18 protein-coding genes are annotated in these 20,043 nt (G+C 68.3%); 9 read left to right on the top strand and 9 right to left on the bottom strand.

Translation table 11 applies throughout. From position 1 onward, the window contains the following. Positions 1-295 precede the first annotated feature (295 nt). Both OOT46_RS14195 and OOT46_RS14190 read left to right on the top strand, forming a co-directional pair. Entirely contained in the window at positions 296-874 is a 579-nt protein-coding gene (locus tag OOT46_RS14195) for a DJ-1/PfpI family protein (RefSeq protein ID WP_265404260.1), read from the top strand. 131 nt (positions 875-1,005) lie between these two features. Continuing rightward, the gene (locus tag OOT46_RS14190) at positions 1,006-1,377 is read left to right on the top strand and encodes a ribbon-helix-helix domain-containing protein (RefSeq protein ID WP_265404259.1); all 372 of its coding nucleotides are present in this window, start codon (positions 1,006-1,008) and stop codon (positions 1,375-1,377) included. Positions 1,378-1,419: 42 nt separating this feature from the next. Here OOT46_RS14190 and OOT46_RS14185 read toward each other — a convergent pair whose 3' ends face one another. The 5 genes from OOT46_RS14185 to OOT46_RS14165 all read right to left on the bottom strand — a co-directional run bounded on the left by OOT46_RS14185 (position 1,420) and on the right by OOT46_RS14165 (position 8,270). Continuing rightward, positions 1,420-2,106 carry a Fe2+-dependent dioxygenase gene (locus OOT46_RS14185; RefSeq protein WP_265404258.1) on the bottom strand — a complete coding sequence of 229 codons (687 nt, stop codon included), beginning with the start codon at positions 2,104-2,106 and terminating at the stop codon, positions 1,420-1,422. A gap of 85 nt (positions 2,107-2,191) precedes the next feature. Further along, positions 2,192-4,444, bottom strand: a complete 2,253-nt coding sequence (locus OOT46_RS14180; RefSeq protein WP_265404257.1) for a TonB-dependent receptor — start codon at positions 4,442-4,444, stop codon at positions 2,192-2,194. 240 nt (positions 4,445-4,684) lie between these two features. Then, positions 4,685-6,244 carry an ATP-binding protein gene (locus tag OOT46_RS14175; RefSeq protein WP_265404256.1) on the bottom strand — a complete coding sequence of 520 codons (1,560 nt, stop codon included), beginning with the start codon at positions 6,242-6,244 and terminating at the stop codon, positions 4,685-4,687. Further along, positions 6,241-6,951 (bottom strand): response regulator, encoded by a 711-nt coding sequence (locus OOT46_RS14170; RefSeq protein WP_265404255.1) that lies wholly within the window; start codon positions 6,949-6,951, stop codon positions 6,241-6,243. The genes OOT46_RS14175 and OOT46_RS14170 overlap by 4 nt, the downstream gene beginning before the upstream one ends. Further along, positions 6,948-8,270, bottom strand: coding sequence for an ABC transporter substrate-binding protein (locus tag OOT46_RS14165; protein ID WP_265404254.1), 1,323 nt, complete (start codon positions 8,268-8,270; stop codon positions 6,948-6,950). Before OOT46_RS14165 ends, OOT46_RS14170 begins: the two co-directional genes overlap by 4 nt. Positions 8,271-8,603: 333 nt before the next feature. Here OOT46_RS14165 and OOT46_RS14160 point away from each other — a divergent pair, with 333 nt between their 5' ends. The 4 genes from OOT46_RS14160 to OOT46_RS14145 are packed head-to-tail and all read left to right on the top strand — an operon-like array spanning position 8,604 to position 12,783. Then, the gene (locus tag OOT46_RS14160; protein WP_265404253.1) at positions 8,604-9,860 is read left to right on the top strand and encodes an ABC transporter substrate-binding protein; all 1,257 of its coding nucleotides are present in this window, start codon (positions 8,604-8,606) and stop codon (positions 9,858-9,860) included. Positions 9,861-9,882: 22 nt separating this feature from the next. Beyond that, positions 9,883-10,797, top strand: coding sequence for a carbohydrate ABC transporter permease (locus OOT46_RS14155; RefSeq protein WP_265404252.1), 915 nt, complete (start codon positions 9,883-9,885; stop codon positions 10,795-10,797). 8 nt (positions 10,798-10,805) lie between these two features. Continuing rightward, positions 10,806-11,645: a carbohydrate ABC transporter permease gene (locus OOT46_RS14150; RefSeq protein WP_265404251.1), complete on the top strand. Its 840-nt coding sequence runs from the start codon at positions 10,806-10,808 to the stop codon at positions 11,643-11,645. A 19-nt stretch (positions 11,646-11,664) separates the two neighbouring features. After that, positions 11,665-12,783: an ABC transporter ATP-binding protein gene (locus OOT46_RS14145; protein WP_265404250.1), complete on the top strand. Its 1,119-nt coding sequence runs from the start codon at positions 11,665-11,667 to the stop codon at positions 12,781-12,783. Here the strand turns inward: OOT46_RS14145 and OOT46_RS14140 are convergent. Further along, positions 12,777-13,736, bottom strand: coding sequence for a TerC family protein (locus OOT46_RS14140; protein ID WP_265404249.1), 960 nt, complete (start codon positions 13,734-13,736; stop codon positions 12,777-12,779). The genes OOT46_RS14145 and OOT46_RS14140 overlap by 7 nt on opposite strands. 268 nt (positions 13,737-14,004) lie before the next feature. On the opposite strand from OOT46_RS14140, the gene OOT46_RS14135 reads away from it, so the two are divergent. Both OOT46_RS14135 and OOT46_RS14130 read left to right on the top strand, forming a co-directional pair. After that, entirely contained in the window at positions 14,005-14,382 is a 378-nt protein-coding gene (locus OOT46_RS14135) for a hypothetical protein (RefSeq protein ID WP_265404248.1), read from the top strand. A gap of 60 nt (positions 14,383-14,442) precedes the next feature. Further along, positions 14,443-14,796: a phage holin family protein gene (locus OOT46_RS14130; protein ID WP_265404247.1), complete on the top strand. Its 354-nt coding sequence runs from the start codon at positions 14,443-14,445 to the stop codon at positions 14,794-14,796. 13 nt (positions 14,797-14,809) lie between these two features. Here OOT46_RS14130 and OOT46_RS14125 read toward each other — a convergent pair whose 3' ends face one another. Then, positions 14,810-16,366 carry a M48 family metalloprotease gene (locus OOT46_RS14125; RefSeq protein ID WP_416136193.1) on the bottom strand — a complete coding sequence of 519 codons (1,557 nt, stop codon included), beginning with the start codon at positions 16,364-16,366 and terminating at the stop codon, positions 14,810-14,812. 96 nt (positions 16,367-16,462) lie between these two features. On the opposite strand from OOT46_RS14125, the gene moaC reads away from it, so the two are divergent. Further along, positions 16,463-16,975, top strand: coding sequence for a cyclic pyranopterin monophosphate synthase MoaC (moaC, locus tag OOT46_RS14120; RefSeq protein WP_265404245.1), 513 nt, complete (start codon positions 16,463-16,465; stop codon positions 16,973-16,975). Here moaC and OOT46_RS14115 read toward each other — a convergent pair whose 3' ends face one another. Both OOT46_RS14115 and OOT46_RS14110 read right to left on the bottom strand, forming a co-directional pair. Further along, a complete protein-coding gene (locus OOT46_RS14115) occupies positions 16,976-18,688 on the bottom strand; it encodes a PglL family O-oligosaccharyltransferase (RefSeq protein WP_265404244.1) in 1,713 nt (570 codons plus the stop codon). It lies immediately after the preceding gene. 156 nt (positions 18,689-18,844) lie between these two features. Beyond that, positions 18,845-20,035, bottom strand: a complete 1,191-nt coding sequence (locus OOT46_RS14110) for a glycosyltransferase family 4 protein (protein ID WP_265404243.1) — start codon at positions 20,033-20,035, stop codon at positions 18,845-18,847. Positions 20,036-20,043: the final 8 nt, after the last annotated feature.

Raw genomic sequence — 20,043 nt, 5'->3', positions numbered from 1 at the left:
CCGCATGAGCCCTCGTTCTCTACCAAACACCCGCGTCGCGAATGGTACTGCGAGAGTGCTGCATTGAGAAGCAGGTTTCCCAGGGAAATCAAGCGTTTGGCCCAGGCCGCATGCGGTTTTGTCGCGGCCCGACATCACTCCATGCGTCAGAGGGCGCGATGCATGTCGCTGGAGGCCTCTGCAGAGAGGCCATCGAGAGGCAGTAGCCCGCTACTACCCACTGCCCAGCGAGCCTTTCGACAATGGGCGCGAGGCTGCCCGAGGCCGGGCCCTCCCCTCTACACAGGAGACTGTCATGGCGAAGAAGATCCTCATGCTCGTCGGCGATTTCGGCGAGGACTACGAGACGATGGTGCCCTTCCAGGCCCTCACGATGGTGGGCCACACGGTGCACGCGGTGTGTCCGGACAAGAAGGCCGGCGAGTGGGTGATGACGGCGATCCACGACTTCGACGGCTACCAGACCTACTCCGAGAAACCCGGCCACCGCTTCGTGCTGAACGCCGCCTTCGACGAGGTGCGCGCCGAGGACTACGACGCGCTGCTGGTGCCGGGCGGCCGCGCGCCCGAGTACCTCCGCATGAACGACAAGGTGATCGCCTGCGTGCAGCACTTCGCGAAGGCGGGCAAGCCGATCGCAGCGGTCTGCCACGGGCCGCAGCTGCTCGCGGCCGCGGGCGTGCTGCGCGGCAAGCGTGTCTCGGCCTACCCGGCCTGCGCCGCCGAGGTCGAGCTGGCCGGCGGCAGCTTCGCGCAGCTCCCGGTGGACCAGGCCATCACCGACGGCCAGCTGGTCACGGCCCCCGCCTGGCCCGCGCACCCGGCGTGGCTGGCACAGTTCCTCGCGCTGCTGGGCACGCGCATCGAGGCCTGAGGGCGGCCCTGCGCGGCTGCCTCGCCGGCCGCGCGACGCACCGGATACCCGCGCCGTGGGCGCGCCCGCTTTTCAGCACGCCAGCCACCCGGTATCGTGAGGGCCCCCGAGCGAGACCGACAGAGCAGGCCATGTGCGAGATCTTCATCAGTGCCCCCCCGCAGTCCTATGAGTGCCGGACCCGTTCCGTGCGGCTGCACGGCGTGGTCACCAGCATCCGGCTGGAGAACCTCTACTGGGAGGTGCTGGGCGAGATCGGCCAGCGCGACGGCATGAGCGTGGCCCAGCTGCTGGAGCGGCTCTACGACGAGCTGGTGGGCCAGCGCGGGGAGGTCGGCAACTTTGCCTCCTTCCTGCGCGTCACGGCGCTGCGCTACCTGGCGCTGCAGGCGCGCGGCCTCATCCCCACCGACCTGAACGTGCCGATCGGCTCGCTCGACCCGCGCCAGGTGCTCGATCGGCTGCCTGAGAGCTGGGCGCGCCGCGACCCGGTGCCCCATTGAGGTGAGGCGCGCGGGTGGCCCCCGCGGCCCCTCCGGTCGGTCTCAGACGTCCGACCACATGCGCAGAAGGTTGTGGTAGAGGCCGGTCAGGCGCACCACGGCCGGCGTGTCCCCGTGCTCCTCGCGCAGCTTGAGCAGACTCATGTCGAGGTCGAACAGCAGCCGGCGCTGCTCGTCGCTGCGCACCATGCTCTGCACCCAGAAGAAGCTGGCGAGGCGCTCGCCGCGGGTGACCGGCTCGACGCGGTGCACGCTGGAAGCCGGATAGATCACCATGTCGCCGGCCGGAAGCCGGACCGACTGGGTGCCGAAGGTGTCCTCGATGACCAGCTCGCCGCCGTCGTAGTCCGCCGGGTCGGTCAGGAACAGGGTGCAGGAGACGTCGGTGCGCACCCGCTCGCCACTGCCGTCGTGCAGGAAGCGCACCGCGTTGTCGATGTGGTTGCCGAAGGCATTGGCCGCGCCGGCGTAGCGGTTGAACAGGGGCGGGAAGACGTGGCGCGGCAGTGCCGCGGTGAAAAACAGCTTGCTGCGCTGCAGCCCGGCCATCACCAGCCCCTGCAGCTGGCGCGTGACCGGGTGGTCCTGGGGCAGCTGGCGGTTGTTCTTGACCTGCGCCGACTGGGTGCCGGCGGTGACGCGGCCGTCGTCCCAGCGCGCCTGGGCCAGCACTTCGAGGGCGTGGCGCACTTCGTCGCGGCTCAGGACCTCGGGGATGCGCAGCAGCATGATGAATCTCTCCAAAAGAAAAACGGGGTGGCATGGCCACCCCGGAGCATGACACGCGCCCCGGAGTGCCCGGGGCGGCGTGGGCTCAGAACTTGGCAGCCAGCGTGAGCTGGGCCGCGCGGGTCTGGCCCGGGACGGTGAAGCCGCGGTAGAGGCCGTCGGCGTAGACCTTGTCGGCCAGGTTGATGAGGTTGAGCTTGACGCTGTAGGGGCCGGCATCGTATTCGACCATCGCGTCGGCCTTGACGTAGCCGGGGGCGCGGTTGGTGATGCCGGTCTGCAGATTGGGCGCCTCGCCGGAGGCGGGAACCCGATCGCTCATGCCGTCGGCCCCGATGCCGACGCGCCATTTCGGGGTCAGGCGGTAGGTGGCCCAGATGTTGCCGGTCCAGCGCGGCGTCAGGCCGCTGTCCTTGCCGACCGTCAGGGCCGCGTTGGTGGAGCTGCCCGGCTTGTCGATCTTGCCGCGCATGTAGGCGACGCCACCGAAGATCTCGAGGGCCGGCAGGGGGCGGCCGGCCGCTTCGAATTCGATCCCGTCGGTGTGCCGCTTGCCGCTCAGCACGTAGGCATCCAGGGCCTGCTCGACGTCGGTGTTGCGCTCGTTGTACTTCACGGTACGGAACAGCGCGGTGCGCAGGGAGAGGTTGCCGTCATAGAGATCCCACTTGGCGCCGATCTCGAAATTGCGGCTCTTCTCCGGCGGGGTGTTGGCCGACTTCGCCTGGTCTTCGGGGGTGCGCCCGTCAAACTGATAAAGGTCGCCGGAAGCGTTGAACGAGGTGCCGGCGGAGATGTAGTAGCTGGAGCTCAGGCTCGGCTGGTACATCGCGCCGATGCGGTGGCTCCACATCTCGTCGGTGCGCGACAGCGGTCCGCCCACCAGGCGCTCGTAATCGCCCGAGAAGCGGTCGAAGCGCAGGCCGGCCAGCAGCTTCCAGACCGGGGTCAGCTCCATCACGTCCTGCACGTAGACGCCCACCGTGTTGGAGCTGAACTCGGTGGCGCGCGCCTTGACCCGGGTGTCCGGGACGCCCGCGAAGGGACCGGTGTCACCCCAGGTCGCCGCTCCCTTGGGCGGTGTGCCGGAGTAGGTGAAGGTGGTCGTTTCCTCCCGGGTGTACTCGGCACCTGCCAGCAGGTTGTGCTTGTAGCCGAACCAGTCGGCCTTGCCGGTGTAGTCGGTCTGCAGGAAACGATGGCGGTCCTTGGCCCCGCGCGTGGGACCGCCGAGCGTGATCGGTGTCGCGTCGGTGATCTCATCCTCGGAGGCGAGCGGAGCGCCGAAGCCCGCTGTCGTGGACCACAGGTCCCGCTTGTAGCGCCCGTCCCGATACGTCGTCTTGATCTCGCCGCCGTTGTCAAAGCGGTGCAGCCAGCTGAGGAAGCCGTAGTTGGCCGAGTCCTTCTGGTAGTCGGACTCGAAGCCGTACCAGCGGTCCACCGCCGCTTCGACCGGGCGGCCGTTGAGCCAGCGGAAGCCGTAGTCGGGCACGTCGTCGTAGCTCAGGTGGTAGAAGCCCACCGAGAACTCGTTGGCCGTGCCGATGCCCCAGCGGTAGGTCGGCGCGATGCCCTGGCGGTCGGTCTCTGGGCCGTTGCGGAAGCTCTTGGCGTCCGTCTTCATCACGTTGATGCGCAGCGCCGCGTCTTCACCCGTCTTCAGGTTGAAGTCGCCGGTCAGGCGGTAGTAGTCGTCCGTGCCCGCGGTGAATTCCACCGAGTGCTGGTCCATCAGGATGGGCTGCTTGCTGACCTGGTTGATGATGCCGCCGGTCGAGCCGCGCCCGTACAGCATGGAGGCCGAGCCGCGCAGCACCTCGATGCGGTCCTGGTTGAAAGTGTCGCGGTTGTACTGCGCGATGTCGCGCATGCCGTCCTGGAAGATGTCGCCGCGCGCCGAGAAGCCGCGGATGCGGATCAGGTCGCCGATGGCGCCGCCCTCGCCCGCCTCGAAGGCGATGCCGGTGACGGTGTGCATCGCTGCCTTCAGGGTGTCGTAGTTCTTGTCGTCCATCAGCTTCTCGGTCACCACGGTGACCGACTGCGGGACGTCGCGCAGTTCCTGCTTGCCCTTGCCGGCCGTCGTGGTGGTGGCCTGGTAGCTTTCCTTGCCGGTGCGCTCGGCGGTGCCCTTGACGGTCAGCTGGGGCAGCGAGGTCTGCTTGGGCTCGGCGGCCGGCTCGGCGTTTTGCGCCATCGCCAGGCTGGCGAAGCCGAAGCCGCAGGCGAGCGCGCCCAGGGGGGCCAGCGCGGCCAGCGTCTTGCGCTCGGCGCGGGGAGAGGATGCGGCCAGGGAGGGCCGCGCATAACGCGGCAAGGGTTTGCGACGGGACATGTCTCAGCTCCGATTGGGTATGGAAACAAGCGACCGGGCAGGCCTTGGCTGGCACAAAAAAGCGCGCGAAAAATCGCGCGCCGTAAGCTGGCTGGACGAAGCGGTCAACACGCTAATGATAACAATTCGTATTTGAGCCAAGGCAAAAAGGGAGCAATTTCCGTGCGCGAGAGCGCCCGGTGAGGCGGTTTCGCAACAATCGCGCGGTGAAGACTCCAGGCGCCGACAGGTGCAGGAGGCTCAGGCCAAAGGCAGCAGCACGGTCGCCACCAGGCCGCCTTCCGGGTGGTTGGACAGGCGCAGCTGGCCGCCGTGCGCATGCACCACATTGCGGGCGATGCCCAGGCCCAGGCCCATGCCTTCGCGACGCGTGCGGCGGCCGTGCTCGAGGCGGACATAGGGCTGCCCGAGCTTGTCAAGCGCGGCCTCGGGGACGCCGGGGCCGTGGTCGCGGAGGGTGAGGGTGACCCGCTCCGGTCCGCTGACCAGCCGGATGTCGGCCCGCTCGCCGTATTGCAGCGCGTTGTCCAGCAGGTTGGTGAGCGCGCGCTTGAGCGCCAGCGGCTTGACCCGCACCGTCAACGGCTCGGCTTCCAGGCTCACTTCGCGGCCCGCCATGCGGGCGTCGCGGGCCAGGCGCTCCAGCAGCTGGTCGAGCCGCAGCAGCACCTGGTTTTCGTGGATGTCGGTGTCCTTCACGCTTTGCAGCGCGCCCTTGACCATCATGTCGAGGTCGTCGAGGTCCTCGTGGAAATCGGCTTGCAGGGCCTCGTCGTCGAGCAGCTCGGTGCGCAGCTTGAGCCGCGTGATGGGCGTGCGCAGGTCGTGCGAGATGGTCGCGAACAGGCGCTCGCGGTCCATCAGGTAGCGCTGGATGCGCTCCTGCATGTCATTGAAGGCGCGGATGGTGCGCTGCACCTCGCGCGTGCCGGCGACCGGCAGCGGGTCGGCGCTGATGCCCTTGCCGAAGGCCGTCGCGGCGCGGCCCAGGCGGGCCAGCGGTCGCGTCAGCGTGCGCACCACGGCGATCGACAGCAGCAGCACCGCGCCCAGGGTGATCACCTGCGGCAGCAGGCGGTCGAAGGCATAGGGGTTGGCGTTCTCCAGGAAGTAGGGGTCGGGCATGGCCGAAGCCAGGTAGAGCCAGCTGCCGGCCTCGATCTCGGCCTGGATCACGACGATGGGGGCCGGGCGCGACGGCGACAGCAGGGTGCTGTCGATCCAGCCCTCGGGCAGGTCCTGCAGGTTCACGCCGTCGGGCGAGACGTGCAGGTCGTGCGGCCAGGCCAGTGCCACCTGCACGTTGCCGTCCACCGGGGCCTGCTGCTGCAGGGTCTGCGCCATCGTGCGGGCCACCAGCTGGGCCAGCGGCTCGCCCTGCACCGGGTCCACCTTGACCGGCTCGCGGTTCACGAAGACGAAAAATCGCGTGCCGCCCATGCTGCGCAGCTGCTCGATCAGCAGCGGGCGGAAGTTCACCGGCAGATCGCGGAAGGAGCGGATCGCGCCGGCCGCGCCGATCGCCACGTGGTGGGCCGCCTGTTCCGCCTCGGCCCGGGCCCGCGTCCGCAGCTGCTGCGCCCACAGCAGGTTGGTCGCCAGCTGGGCCAGCAGCACGCCGACCACCATCACCAGCGAAAAGCGGCCTTGCAGCGTGTTGCCGAACAAGTCGCCGAGGCGGCGCCAGGTCAGCCAGCGACGCCAGGCCGGCCGGGTCGCGCCGGCTTCGCCCGGCAGGGCGGCGTGTTCGCTGTCGTCGCCCGGGTCGGCTTCGATCGCGGTCTCGACCGCCGCCCTCACGCGCCAACCTCCACCGTGGTGCTGAGCACGTAGCCGATGCCGCGCACCGTCTTGATCAGGCTGGGCTGCTTGCCGTCGTCGTGAAGGCGCTGGCGCAGGCGGCTGACCTGCACGTCCAGGGCGCGGTCGAGCGGACCGAGGTCCCGGCCGCGGGTGGCCTCGGCGAGCCGGTTGCGGTCCAGCACCTCGCCGGGATGGTCGAGGAACAGCTTGAGCAGTTGGTAATCCATGCCGGTCAGGTCCGAGCTGCTGCCGTCGGGGGCGATCAGGGCGCGTTCCAGGGCGTCGAGTACGAAGCCGTGGAAGCGGTAATAGCGCGGCGGGCTGCCCCGCTCCAGCCCGGTGCGGCGGTGGATCGCCTTGATGCGGGCCAGCAGCTCGCGCGGGCTGAAGGGCTTGCCGATGTAGTCGTCGGCGCCCAGCTCCAGGCCGACCACCCGGTCGGTCTCGTCGGCGCTGGCGGTCAGCATGATGACCGGTACCTCGGAGCGCCGCCGCACCTGCTGGCACAGCGCGAAGCCGTCGGTGTCGGGCAGCATCACGTCGAGCACGCACAGGCTCAGCTCGTCGCGAAAGCGTTCGAACTCCGACAGGAAGCTGACGCCGTCGTGCGCGAGCCGCACCTCGTACTGGTTTTTCTCCAGATAGGTCTTGAGCAGGCTGCGGATCTTCTGGTCGTCGTCGACCACGAGGATGGTGCGTTTCATCGGGGGGCGGCAGGCGTGGGCTTGTGCAGCGCGCGCACCAGGGTCGCAAGGCGGCGCTGGGTCGCCTCGGTGTCCTGGCGCTCGTCGACGGCGTAGCGGTGCACGGCGGCGATCAGGGCGTCTTTCAAGGCCTCGTCGGCGGCCATGCGGTGGGCCAGGCTGGGCAGGCGCGGCGCACTCGGGTTGGCGAAGGTCTGCCAGGAATCGCGCGCGCAGCTGTCCAGGCCCAGCGGGTCGATGTCGCGACGCACCGGCACCGACCCCTTGAGGCGGTTGTAGCCCTGCTGCACCGGCAGGCTGAAGAGATGGGCGGCCATGCGCTCCTGCGCGGCCTGGCGGGAGTAGTCGCCGGTCAGCATGGCGAGGGTGTCGATGCTGTAGAGGTGGCTGCCGGCGGTGCCGGGCACCGGCAGGCAGTCGAAGCTCTCGCCCAACTCCGAGCCCAGCGCGATCAGCTCGCCCTTGGCCCAGTCGCCCATGATCAGCATGCCGGCGCGGTCGTGCGCGACCTCGCGGGCCGCCTCGGTCCAGGGGCGCTCACCGGCCGAGCCGAGCGCGCGCCACCAGCGCAGCCGTTCCAGCGCGCGCCCCACGGCAGCCTCGGCATAAGCCTCGGGCTCGCGGGAGACGATCAACTGCTGGTAGAGCCTCGGGCCGCCCTCGGACAGCAGCAGGGCCTCGAAGACGGTGGCCACTTGCCAGGGCTCGTCGCTCCAGGCCACCGGCGCGTAGCCGGCCTTGCGCAGTGCCAGCGCGGCTTGCTCGGCCGCGGCCCAGTCCTTGGGCGGGGCCAGCTTCAGGCGCGTGAAGAGACGGCGGTTGTAGAGCAGCAGGTTGATGCGGTGCACGCCCAGCGGCGCGGCCACGACATGGCCGCGGTGGATCACGTGGCTCTGCACCGCCGGGAACAGCAGCCGGCTCCACTCGCCCTGGCGCGCCACCGCGTCGAGCTCCAGCACCAGCCCGAGGTCGGCCCAATCGCGCAGCACCGCGCCGATCAGCTGTGACACGGCCGGCGGCCGCCCGCTCAGCAGTCGGCCCTTCATGACCTTGGCGGCCGCCATGCCGGCACCGCCCGCGATCGGGCTGTCGCGCCACTGGATGCCGACATCGGCCAGGCGCGCGTCGAGATGATCGGCCGCACGGCGCTCGCTCACCGAGGTCCACCAGTGCAGCACGTCCAGCGCCTGCGGCGGCGCCGGCTCGGGGATCGCGGCCGGCGGCGCCGCCGCCGTGCTGCCGGCCGCGGCCAGCAGTGCGGCAGCCAGCAGGCGCCTGCGGCAGCGGTGGGGGGCGGATGGCGGGGCCGTCGAAACCATGGGGCGAAGTCTGTGAAAGAAGTGTCCGGCTTTGGTGATTTATCGTAAGCCGGCGGCCGCACCCGCGCCCTTGGGTTTTGCACGCTGGTCATGAGCGGCCGACGAGGCAAGACGGCCGGCGGACAGGCCGCCCTGGCGGCTCCTCCAACGTAAAGTTGCGTAACGCCGGCCGCTCGCGCCCTCGCCGGCCAAGCCAGTCGCCAAGCGGTTTTCGGCCCTCGCCCACAGGGCCGCGCCTCCTGTTTGTGTCACATGGACCGCATCGATAAGGTCCACCCCGCGCCTCGAAGCGACGGCGCGGGAACGACCCGAGACCCACCCAAGGAGACGAACATGAAAGCCCTGCCCCGCACGGCGCGCCCCGCGCTGCTGGCCTCCGCCCTCGCCCTGACTTGCGCCGCCCAGGCCGGCACGGTGGTGATCGAGAGCTGGCGCGTCGACGACAAGACGCTGTGGGAGGAAGAGATCATCCCGGCCTTCCAGCGCAAGCACCCGGGCGTGACGGTCAAGTTCGCGCCCACCGCGCCGACCGAATACGACTCCAGCCTGACGGCGCGTGTCACCGCCGGCACGGCGGGCGACCTGATCACCTGCCGCGCCTTCGATGTGTCGCTCAACCTGTACAAGAAGGGCCAGCTGGAGAAGCTCGACGGCAAGCCCGGCATGGAAAACTTCCCGGACTCCGCGAAGGTCGCCTGGCAGACCGATGACGGCCGCGACACCTACTGCATGCCGATGGCCTCGGTGATCCACGGCTTCTTCTACAACAAGAAGATCTTCAACGAGCTCAAGCTCAAGCCGCCGGTCACGCAGCAGGAGTTCTTCAAGGTGCTGGACGCGGTGAAGGCCAGCGGCAAGTACACCCCGCTGGCACTGGGCACCGCCGACCAGTGGGAATCGCACCAGATCGTCTACACCGGCATCGGCCCGAACTACTGGAAAGGCGAGGAAGGCCGCAAGGCACTGCTGGACGGCAAGAAGAAATTCACCGACGCCGAGTTCGTCGGGGTCTGGGACACCATGGCGAAGTGGACCCCCTACCTCGGCAAGGGCGCCTCCTCGCAGACCTATGCCGATTCGCAGAACCTGTTCGCGCTCGGGCGGGCCGCGATCTTCCCGGCCGGCTCCTGGGACATCGCCTACTTCCGCCAGCAGGGCGGGCTGGACTTCGCCGCCTTCCCGCCGCCGGTGCCCGACGCCGGCGCGCGATGCCACATCTCCGACCACACCGACATCGGCATGGGCGTGAACAGCAAGTCCAAGAACAAGGAGGACGCCTACAAGTTCCTGGCCTGGCTGGGCTCGCAGGAGTTCGCCGACCTTTACACCAACCGCGTGACCGGCTTTTTCTCGCTGTCCAACCACCTGATCGCGGTGAAGGACCCGGTGGCCAAGCAGATGATGGACTGGCGCAAGAGCTGCAGCTCGACCATCCGGCTCAATGCCCAGGTGATGAACCGCGGCGAGCCCAACATGGAAACCGAGTTCTGGAACGTCGACAGCCAGGTGCTCAACGGCAAGATGACCCCGAAGCAGGCGGCCGAGCGCATGCAGGCCGGCTTCGCCAAGTGGTACGGACCGCAGAAGTGACAGGCCCGGAGGGCACCTCGTCATGAACCGAGTCTCCCCCTGGCAGGTGGCGGCCTTCCTGCTGCCTGCCCTGGCCATCTACACGGTCTTCAGCGCCCTGCCGCTGATCGACACCCTGCGCCTCGGCCTCTACGTCACCGACGACAGCGGCGCCCGGCACTTCGCGGGCCTCGCCAACTTCCACACCCTGCTGACCGACCCGCGGTGGTCGGCCGGGTTCTGGAATGCGATGCGCAACAACGTCGAGTTTTTCCTGATCCACATGGCGGCGCAGAACCCGATCGGCCTGCTGCTGGCGGCCTTGCTGTCGCTGCGCGGCGTCAAGGGGGCGGGGGCCTACCGCACGGTGCTGTTCCTGCCCACGCTGCTGTCGGTGGTGATCATCGGCTTCGTCTGGCAGCTGATTCTTTCTCCGCTGTGGGGCGTGGCGGAAACCATGCTGGGCTGGGTCGGGCTGCAGGGCTGGTTCAGGCCCTGGCTGGGCGAGGAAGGCAGCGCGCTGGTGACGCTCTCGCTGGTGTCGGTGTGGCAGTTCGTCGGCATCCCGATGATGCTGATCTACGCGGCGCTGATCGCGATCCCCGAGGAGATCGTCGAGGCCGCCGTGGTCGACGGCGCCAGCCCCTGGCGCGTGTTCTGGTCGATCCGGCTGCCGCTGATCCTGCCGACCCTGGGGTTGGTGACCATCCTGACCTTCGTCGCCAACTTCAATGCCTTCGACCTGGTCTACGCGGTCAAGGGCGCGGTGGCCGGGCCCAACTACAGCACCGACATCCTCGGCACCTTTTTCTATCGCACCTTCTTCGGCTATCAATCCCAGGTGGGCAGCCCGACGATGGGCGCGGCGGTGGCGACGCTGATGTTCGGCGTCATCCTGAGCGGCGTGGCGGTCTACTTCTACGCGGTGCAGCGCCGGCTGCAGCGCTACACCTTCTGAGGCCGGCAATGAACAAGCCCGCTCTTCCTCGCTTGCGTTCGGGCATGGTGCACGCCGTGCTCGGCGGCTACACCCTGCTGGCGCTGTTCCCGATCGCGCTGGTGCTGATCAACGCCTTCAAGAGCCGCCCGGCCATCTTCGAGAACCCGCTGGCCCTGCCGACGCCCGAGACCTGGTCGGTGATCGGCTTCGAGCGGGTGCTGTCCAAGTCCGCGGTGCCGCTGTTTTTCGGCAACAGCCTGGCGGTCACGGTGGCCTCGCTGGTGCTGATCCTGCTGTTCGGCGCGATGGCCGCCTGGGCGCTGACCGAGTACCGCTTCAAGGCGCGGCGCTGGCTCACGCTCTACCTCGCCTTCGGCATCATGGTGCCCATCCGGCTCGGCACCGTCAGCATTCTCCAGTTGATGGTCCAGCTCGACCTGGTCAACACGCTGACCGCCCTGGTGCTGGTCTACACCGCCCAGGGGCTGCCGCTGGCGGTGTTCATCCTCAGCGAGTTCATCGCCCAGATCCCGCAGGACCTGAAGGATGCCGCGCGCTGCGACGGCGTGGGCGAATTCAGGATCTTCTTCCAGGTGGTGCTGCCGCTGGTGCGCCCGGCCGTCGCGACGGTGGGCGTGTTCACGATGGTGCCGATCTGGAACGACCTGTGGTTCCCGCTCATCCTGGCACCCGGTGACAGCACCCAGACCATCACGCTGGGGGTGCAGCAGTTCATCGGCCAGTACGCCACCGACTGGAACGCGGTGCTGGCCTCGCTGACGCTGGCGATCGTGCCGGTGCTGGTGATCTATGCGCTGTTTTCGCGTCAACTCATTCGCGGCATCACGGCCGGGGCAGTCAAGTAATACACGGAGGAGATCGACCATGGCACAAGTCACGCTCGACGGCATCACCAAGCGCTACGGTGCACAGCAGGCCGTGCTGCAGGGGGTGGACCTGACGATAGAAAAAGGCGAGTTTGTCGTGCTGGTGGGGCCCTCGGGCTGCGGCAAGTCCACCCTGCTGAGAATGCTCAGCGGGCTGGAGGACATCAGCGAGGGCGAGCTGCGCATCGCCGGCCGGCGCGTCAACGAGTTGCCGCCGGCGCAGCGCGGCATCGCGATGGTGTTCCAGTCCTATGCGCTCTACCCGCACATGACGGTCTACCGCAACATGGCCTTCGGGCTGGGGCGGCGTGTCGGCAGCCGGGCCGAGGCCGACCGCCGCATCCGCGAAGCGGCCCGGGTGCTGCACATCGACCACCTGCTGCACCGCCTGCCGCGCGACCTCTCGGGCGGGCAGCGCCAGCGTGTCGCGATCGGCCGGGCCATCGTGCGCCAGCCCGAGCTGTTCCTGTTCGACGAGCCGCTGTCCAACCTCGATGCGGCGCTGCGCGTCGCCACCCGCGTGGAGATCGCCCGGCTGCACCGCGAGCTGGGCGTGACCATCGTCTACGTGACACACGACCAGGTCGAGGCCATGACCTTGGGCGACAAGATCGTGGTGCTGCACGAAGGCCGCATCCAGCAGGCCGGCGCGCCGCTGGAGCTGTACCAGCGGCCGGCCAACCGTTTTGTCGCACGTTTCATCGGCACGCCGGCAATGAACCTGCTGCCCGCGCGCGTGCTGCATGTCAGCGACCGCGAGGTGCACTGGCTCTGCCCGCGTGGCCCGCAGGGCGAGGCCGCGGTGGACGGGTCGGCGCTGACCGTGGGCGAGACCGTCGAGGTCGGCGTGCGGCCCGAGCACCTGAGCCTGGGCCCGAAGGAGGGAGCGGGCCTGCGCTGGCGCGGCCGCGCCGAGCTGGTGGAGTACCTGGGCGACTGCTGCCTGGTGCACGTGCGCCTGATGTGCGAGGACAGCCTCGTCGTGGCCAAGCTGCTCGGCGCCGCCCCGGAGGTCGGTGCCGAGCTGACCTTGTGTGCGCCGGCCGACGCGGTCCACCTGTTCCGCGCCGACGGCACGGCCTGCCGCCGCGTGCCGGCGGCCGGGGCCGTTCAGTGACCCTGGGGCAGCCTGGGGGCGGTCTTCACGCTCCAGAGCATCGTGACCGCCAGGATGCCGACCACCACCGCGAGCGACAGCAGCACCGGGATCTTGACCACGTCGATCAGCAGCATCTTGGTGCCGATGAAGGCCAGGATGACCGCCAGGCCATAGCTCAGCAGGTGGAACTTGGTGGCCATCGCCGCCAGCAGGAAGTACATCGCGCGCAGACCCAGGATCGCGAAGATGTTCGAGGTCAGCACGATGAAGGGATCGGTCGTGATCGCGAAGATGGCCGGGATGGAGTCGACCGCGAAGATCACGTCGATCACGCCCACCAGCAGCACCACCAGCAGCAGCGGCGTCGCCAGCCTGCGGCCCTGCTGCAGCGTGAAGAACTTTTCGCCGTCGAAGTCCTTGGACACCGGGATGAGCCGGCGCAGCAGCCGCAGCGCCGGGTTGCTTTCCAGGTCGGGCTCCTGGCCGGCGGCCCACCACATCTTGATGCCGGTGGCCAGCAGGAAGGCGCCGAAGACGTACAGCAGCCAGTGGAACTCGCTGATCAGCCAGCTGCCCAGCAGGATCATCACCGTGCGCAGCACGATGGCGCCGATGATGCCCATCATCAGCACCCGCTTCTGGAAGGCCGCCGGCACCCCGAAGTAGGTGAAGATCATCAGGAAGACGAAGATGTTGTCCACCGCCAGCGACTTCTCGATCAGGTAGCCGGTGAGGAACTCCATCGCGCGCGTGTTGGCCACCGCGGCGCCGTGGTCCTGGTAGAGCGCCCACCAGAACAGGCCGTTGAAGGCGAAGCTCAACATCAGCCAGGCCAGCGACCAATGGATCGCTTCCTTGACCGAGACCTCGTGCGAGCCCTGTTTCCGGAGCACGACGAAGTCGACGAACAGGGCGGCCAGAACGGAGACGACAAAAAATGCCCAAAGCCAGTTGGGCGCAATGCTGTCCATGGAAACTCCAAGTGGGTGGAAGGATTGCGCCAAAAGGTCTTGCGGGGGAGGCCGCGTCCTGGCGGACGGAGCCTTTGCGGGTCCCGGGCGCTCCATGGCTGGAGTGACCGTACTGACGGGATGCCGCCACGGCGGGAACCGTGTGCTACTCCCCTTTTGACAGCGCGGATTTTCGGTCAGCCACGAAGTCCTGGCAAGCCCGGGGGCTTTTGCGCCCGGGACGGACACGGGGCAGACTGGGGCTTCACAAGCTGACGATGGGGCTGACATGAAAAAGATCGTCGTGTTGTTGGACGACCCGGCTCACGCGCAACAGCACCTGGCCGCCCGGCTGGGCGATGTGCAGGGCGGCCGTTGCGTGCTGGTGGCCTGTGCGCCCCGTCTGACCCACCGCGCGTCCAAATGGATGTCGCACGGCTCGCGCGAGCACTGGCGCAGCAAGTGGGCCGCCAAGCTGTTCTCGCAGATGCAGCCCTGGCTGGCACAGCGCGGGGTCGACGCCGAGCCGCAGGTCGCCAAGGGTCCCTTGCAGGAACTGATGGACGAGTTGCGGCCCGACCGGCTCATCGACGTGCGCCGCCCCAAGCTGGACGACTCGCGCGGGACGGCCGAGCGGGCTCGACCGCGGCCGCAAGCGGGGCCCTGAGCGCCGGCCGGCGGCGCGCGGCCCGCTTCTTTCGGGAGCGCGGGTGGTATTCTCCGCGCCATGAAGATCCTGGCACGTTGGTTCCTGCTCGCCGCGGCCCTGCTGCTGGTGACCCAGCTCTATCCGGGCGTCGAGGTGCGCAGCTTCGGCTCGGCGCTGCTCGCGGCCCTGGTGCTCGGCCTGCTCAACGCGGTGGTGCGCCCGGTGCTCACCTTGCTGACCTTGCCGATCACGCTGCTGACCCTGGGGCTCTTCCTCTTCGTCATCAACGCGCTGATGTTCTACTTCGCGGCGAACCTGCTGGACGGCTTGAACGTCTCCGGCTTCGGTGCCGCGCTGATCGGCTCCATCCTCTACACCGTGCTGGGTGTCGTGATCGAGGCCGCGCTCGATCGCCTGTTCGAGCGCAAGTAGCGGCCGCGGTCCTTCACGACCCGGCTTCTTCCTTGACGCGCTGGCGCCACTGGGCTTGCAGCTGACGCAGCCGCGCATCGATCACCGAGGCCTCGATGAAATCGCCTTGGCCCGGCTCGCGCGCCAGCTTCTGGGCCGACTTCAGCCGGTCCATCGCGCCCTGCAGGTCACCCACGGTGTAACGCGCCTCGGCCTGAGCCTGCACTGCACGCAAGGGCTTGCCGCTGCGCTCCCAGGCGGCGGCAAGCAGCTCCCAGGCCTGGGTGTCGGCGCCGTGCATCGCGACCCAGGTTTGCAACTCCTCGGTGGCACGCCGCAGGGCCGGGCTGTTGGCCGGCGACGCCAGCGCGACGCGGGCCGACATCAGCTCGCTGGCTCTGGAGCCGTCGCCGCGCACAGCGGCCAGCGCCGCTTCGGCACGGCCGGTGTCACCGCGTGCCAGCCAGGACTCGGCTCGCACAAAAGCAAGGCCGCGGCTGGCCCGGCTGTCGCCCTTGGCGAGCGGCTCGGCCCGCGCGAAGGCGGCGTCGGCAGTGGCCCAGTCGCGCAGCAGCGTGGCGGCCTGGGCCTTGGTGGCCTCGGCCAGCAGACGCTCGGCCGGCTTGTCGGAGGCCGGATCGGCCTGGCGTATCCATTCGCGCAGCACGTCCGGCCGCGTGTCCATCTGCACCCGGGCGCGCGCCTGCATCAAGGCGTGTTCCAGACCGCCCCGCGAGGGGGTGATGGCCGCCACTGCGCTGCGCGCGCGGGCTTCGCCGATGCGCTCGCCGGTGAGCGGGTGGGTGCGCAGGTAGGGGTAGGCGCCGCTGTCGTTGAGGCGCGAGCTTTGCTGCAGACGCTCGAACATGCTGGCCATGCCGGCCGGCGAGAAGCCGGCCTGCTCCAGCACGCCGAAGCCGATGCGGTCGGCTTCGCGCTCCATGTCGCGCGAGAAGTTGAGCTGGCCCTGCAGGGCGACCGCCTGCCCGCCGGTGATGAGGGCATTGGCGGCTTCCGGGCTGCGCGCCGCGGCCAGCATGCCGACGATCATCGAGGCCAGCGCCACCAGCGACTGCTGCTTGCTCTTCACGAGGCTGCGCGCGATGTGGCGCTGGGTGACGTGCGAGAGTTCGTGGGCCAGCACCGAGGCGATTTCGTCGCGGCTCGCGGTGGTCGCGATCAGCCCCAGATGGACCCCGACGAAACCGCCCGGCAGCGCGAAGGCGTTGACGGTGCGGTCGCGCACCAGGAAGGCCTGCCAGGCGAAGCGGTCGTCGAGCTCGGACGACAGCTCGCCGCGGGCGCGCGCCGCGCTCAGCAGCGGCTGCCAGAGGGACTGCAGGTAGTCGCCCAGCACCGGGTCGTCGTGGTACTGCGGATCGCGCCGGACCTGCTCCATGATGCGGTCCCCGAGCTGCCGCTCGGCGCCGACGCCGAACTCCCCGGAGACGCTGTCGCCGAGGGCGGGGAGGTTGTTCTGGGCCTGAGCGGGCGGGGTCAGCCCCGGCGCGGCCGGCAAGGTCAGAGCCACGCAGAGGGCCAGCGGGATCCAGGCGAAGCGGCGGCGGACGAAGGCGTGTTTCAAATGCACTCCAGGCTGCGGCGCTGCGGCGAGCGCGAGGCTAGTTAGAAGCCGTCGAAGGGGGCGTAGTTCACTACGCCCGCGGCTCGTTATGATGCCAAAGCCATGAACCCTCCCATTTCTCCCTCCGATGCGGGTGCCGGCCTCACGCATTTCGATGCCCGCGGCGAAGCGCACATGGTCGACGTCTCGTCCAAGGACGAGACGCATCGCATCGCGCTGGCGCAAGGTTTTATCGAGATGGAGCCGGCGACGCTGCGGCTCATCGAAACGGGCAGTGCCAAGAAGGGCGACGTGCTCGGCATCGCGCGCATCGCCGCCATCCAGGGCGCGAAGCGGACCGCCGACCTGGTGCCGCTGTGCCATCCGCTGCCCTTGACCCGCGTGGCGGTCGAGTTCCGCATCGACGCGGCAAAGTCGCGCGTCGAATGCCGGGTGCAGGCTGAAACTTTGGGCCGCACCGGGGTGGAGATGGAAGCCCTGACAGCGGTGCAGGTCGGCCTGCTCACGATCTACGACATGTGCAAGGCGGTCGACCGGGGCATGACGATGGGCGGCATCCGCCTGCTGGAGAAGCACGGCGGCAAGTCCGGTTCCTACCTCGCGCCGCCGGCCTGATCAGCGGAAATCCTCGAACCCCAGCGGGGGCATGCGCGTGTCGCACTGCGGCGGTGGCTGCTTCGACATCGGCGCCGGATCATCGCAAGCCGCCAGAAACTCCTGTCCCAGGGGATGCCGGAATTCGCGCAGCCGCTGCGCGACATAGGCCGCCTTCGCGTCCTCGCCGCGCTCCGTGAGGGCCTTGATGTAGGCCACCATCAGCCGTGCATCGATCAGCTTGTGCAAGGGGCGCTCGAACGCGGCGAAAACCTGGGAGGGGTGCCGCGCGGTGGTCACGGCGGCGTAATCGGCGTGGTGGCCGAACAGCCAGCTCTTCTGGCCTTCCCTGATGCGCTCGGCCAAGGGGCGTTCCCCGGTGGCGCCATAGGGCGCAAAAATCTGGACGATACGCTGGTAGTCCCACACCGCATACAGCGACCCGAGCACCATCAGAACGCCTGCGGCCCGTACGGTGGCTTGCAGCAGCTGCCCCGAGCGAGCCACGGTGGCTGTGTCCGGGGAAGCGGCTGGCGTCGTCGCCGGCCAGCCCGTGCCCAGGTAGATGCCCAGCGCGAACGCGGTCGGAAAGAGGAAATACGGGTACCACAAGGGGTACTCCAGCAGGCTGTGCAGGAGCACGAGGGCCACCATCATCAGGGCGACCCGGGCCGTGACGGCGCGAACCTCGTCCACCGCGTGCACGCCGCGGCGCGCGTGCCAGAGCGTCCAGCAGAACAGCGCGATCAGCGCGGCCGTGAAAGGCAGCCCCAGTTCCACGGCGAGCTGCAGCACCAGATGGTGGGTGTGATCGAAAAACGCGATCGGGCGGCCGGGAAAGGGTGTCAGGCTCCAGGCGAAGTTGAAGTCCCCCCAGCCGACGCCCGAGATCGGGTGGCGGCGAATCAGCTCCAACGTGTTGGACCAGATGCCGAAACGCGAGCTGCTGATGTCGCTCTGGGTTGCCAGCCGGGCCTCGCCGAAATAGGTCACCCCGCCCCAATGCCCCCAGGCCCATGCCAGCGCGGTCGCGAGGGCCGCAGCCGGCGCCGCGAAGATCAGCATGCCGCGCACCGGGCGACTCAGGCGACGGTCGAAGACCCCCCACAGCACGGTCATGCCGATCATCAGCCAGCCCATGCGAGAACTGGTCAACACCACGCCTAGCACCAGCAGCGCCTGCACCGGCAGCAGCGCCTGCCATCGCCAGCGCTGCACGCTGCCCATCCAGGCCAGCGCACAGATGGCGAGCATCAGCAAGGTGGCGAGCTGATTGGGCTGCCGGAGATTGCCGACCGCGCGCCCCGCAGTGGCTGGCATGGCGACGAGCCAGCGTGGCAGGAGATCGGGGGCGACGTACTGGCTCAAGCCGATCAGCGCGCTCAGCACGCCGGCACCGAGCCCAGCGAACGCCAGACCGCGCATGGCAACCGCCGCGTCGTTGCGCGACAGGCAGAAGCCGGCCGTCAGCACCGCGGCCGCCCCGGCCAGCAGCAGCGCGTTCAGCGGCGTGACCTGCCATGCGAGCCAGGCGGCTGCCGCGGTTGAAACGGCGAACGCGCCGGGGCCGGCCCAGCTTCCGCGCCAAGCCGGCAGCAGCAGCAACAGGAGACCGACGCCGAAGACGCTCAACGCGGCGTTGTAGAAGACGGTGATCGGGGCTTGGGAATACGCGACCCAGGTGGGAGCGGCGAAGGCGATGATCCAGAGCCAGGCGCGAGGGGGAACGGACACTTGCACAGGGCGGATTTTGCAGGAAAGGCGGGAAAGGTCGACCAGCCGCGTCGGTCGGGTGTCTGGGGTGAGCCGTTGACGGATGTCGGCAGCCTAACGGATCGCTCGGCAATCGACAGGCCAGTCACGGTGAAGCAGATCCCTTCAATGGGACGGCTACTTGCTGTTTTTTGATCCAACCAGGCTTAACAGCACTCGAAGATGCCGATCGGCGCTTCCCTCCCATGACCAATGCTTCTCGGCGAATGCGGCCGCGGTCCAACGGCGTTGCGCCAGCGTTTCTCCCTCTAGCAGAGGCTGAAGTAGTGCAAGCCATGTCTCGACATCGTGATTGGGCTGCCCGACGGGAGCATGAAAGACGACATCTGGGACCCCAGGCAACGCAGTGGCTGTCTCGGTCGCAATCGCGACCGGCAAGCCGCAGGCCATGGCTTCTTGCACGACCAGAGGAAAGCCTTCTCCCTGACTGGGAAGTACCAGCAGATCTGCCATGCGGTACAAGTGCGGGAGTTGCTCCTGAGGCAACCGGCCGAGCACCTCGACGTTCTCCAGCCCCCACATGCGGGGATCGATCGGGCCCCATCCGACGAACTGCCACTTGACGTCCCGCATCTGCTCAGCCAATGCTTGGAGCAGGGCGAGTCCCTTCTTCTCGACAAAACGACCGACGAAAAGAAACGTCTTTCTGAACGGAGGGGCATGATGAACCGCGCGGGTGCTGACCGCTTGACCGCTGGCCGGCGAAGGCTTGAAGAGCGCCCCGTCGACGCCGTTGGCAATCAGCTCGCAATGCAGTTTGCCCAACGGGATGAAGCGAGAAAAATAGGCCCGAACCACATCGCTGATGAAAATAACTGCGCCGGCCTTTCGCATCGCGAGCCGGCCTGCGGTGCGATTCCCCAGTGACACTAGCAGACGCAGCAGAGGATTTTTGAAGGGCACGAACCCCACGTGCTGCACGATGAGGTATGGCGTTCGCGCGACCAGGGCTGCGACCATACCGATCAGGTTGGGTAGGTACAGGATGTCATGAAACATGACGATATCTGCGCGCCTGATGAGTTGTACAAGGTGAAGCAAGGCTCGCGGTGACCACACAGGAAAGGGAACGCCGATTTTCTTCTCGACGGCATTCCAGGAGCGCATGGGCTCGCACCTGATACCTGCTTGTCGATTGGCGGCCGGGTCGTCCGTATCCGAGGCTGCCCATGTGACCGATGCGCCGCGCTGGACAAAGCGGCGAGCCAATTGCCCTGCCACAGCCTCAATGCCGCCCCCGTGATCGGAGAAGTAATGAGTGACAATCAGCACCTGCAGGTGCGGACTTGACCGCTCTGAGTCATTCATCTTTGTAC

This window comes from Aquabacterium sp. A7-Y, from assembly GCF_026153205.1.
Taxonomy (GTDB): Bacteria; Pseudomonadota; Gammaproteobacteria; order Burkholderiales; family Burkholderiaceae_C; genus Caldimonas.
This window is presented reverse-complemented; position numbering and strand designations above follow the sequence as displayed.

Coding starts and splice junctions, on each gene's coding strand:
- OOT46_RS14195 (WP_265404260.1), top strand. CDS start 296: ATGGCGAAGAAGATCCTCATGCTCGTCGGCGATTTCGGCGAGGACTAC.
- OOT46_RS14190 (WP_265404259.1), top strand. CDS start 1,006: ATGTGCGAGATCTTCATCAGTGCCCCCCCGCAGTCCTATGAGTGCCGG.
- OOT46_RS14185 (WP_265404258.1), bottom strand. CDS start 2,106: ATGCTGCTGCGCATCCCCGAGGTCCTGAGCCGCGACGAAGTGCGCCAC.
- OOT46_RS14180 (WP_265404257.1), bottom strand. CDS start 4,444: ATGTCCCGTCGCAAACCCTTGCCGCGTTATGCGCGGCCCTCCCTGGCC.
- OOT46_RS14170 (WP_265404255.1), bottom strand. CDS start 6,951: ATGAAACGCACCATCCTCGTGGTCGACGACGACCAGAAGATCCGCAGC.
- OOT46_RS14165 (WP_265404254.1), bottom strand. CDS start 8,270: ATGGTTTCGACGGCCCCGCCATCCGCCCCCCACCGCTGCCGCAGGCGC.
- OOT46_RS14160 (WP_265404253.1), top strand. CDS start 8,604: ATGAAAGCCCTGCCCCGCACGGCGCGCCCCGCGCTGCTGGCCTCCGCC.
- OOT46_RS14155 (WP_265404252.1), top strand. CDS start 9,883: ATGAACCGAGTCTCCCCCTGGCAGGTGGCGGCCTTCCTGCTGCCTGCC.
- OOT46_RS14150 (WP_265404251.1), top strand. CDS start 10,806: ATGAACAAGCCCGCTCTTCCTCGCTTGCGTTCGGGCATGGTGCACGCC.
- OOT46_RS14145 (WP_265404250.1), top strand. CDS start 11,665: ATGGCACAAGTCACGCTCGACGGCATCACCAAGCGCTACGGTGCACAG.
- OOT46_RS14140 (WP_265404249.1), bottom strand. CDS start 13,736: ATGGACAGCATTGCGCCCAACTGGCTTTGGGCATTTTTTGTCGTCTCC.
- OOT46_RS14135 (WP_265404248.1), top strand. CDS start 14,005: ATGAAAAAGATCGTCGTGTTGTTGGACGACCCGGCTCACGCGCAACAG.
- OOT46_RS14130 (WP_265404247.1), top strand. CDS start 14,443: ATGAAGATCCTGGCACGTTGGTTCCTGCTCGCCGCGGCCCTGCTGCTG.
- moaC (WP_265404245.1), top strand. CDS start 16,463: ATGAACCCTCCCATTTCTCCCTCCGATGCGGGTGCCGGCCTCACGCAT.
- OOT46_RS14110 (WP_265404243.1), bottom strand. CDS start 20,035: ATGAATGACTCAGAGCGGTCAAGTCCGCACCTGCAGGTGCTGATTGTC.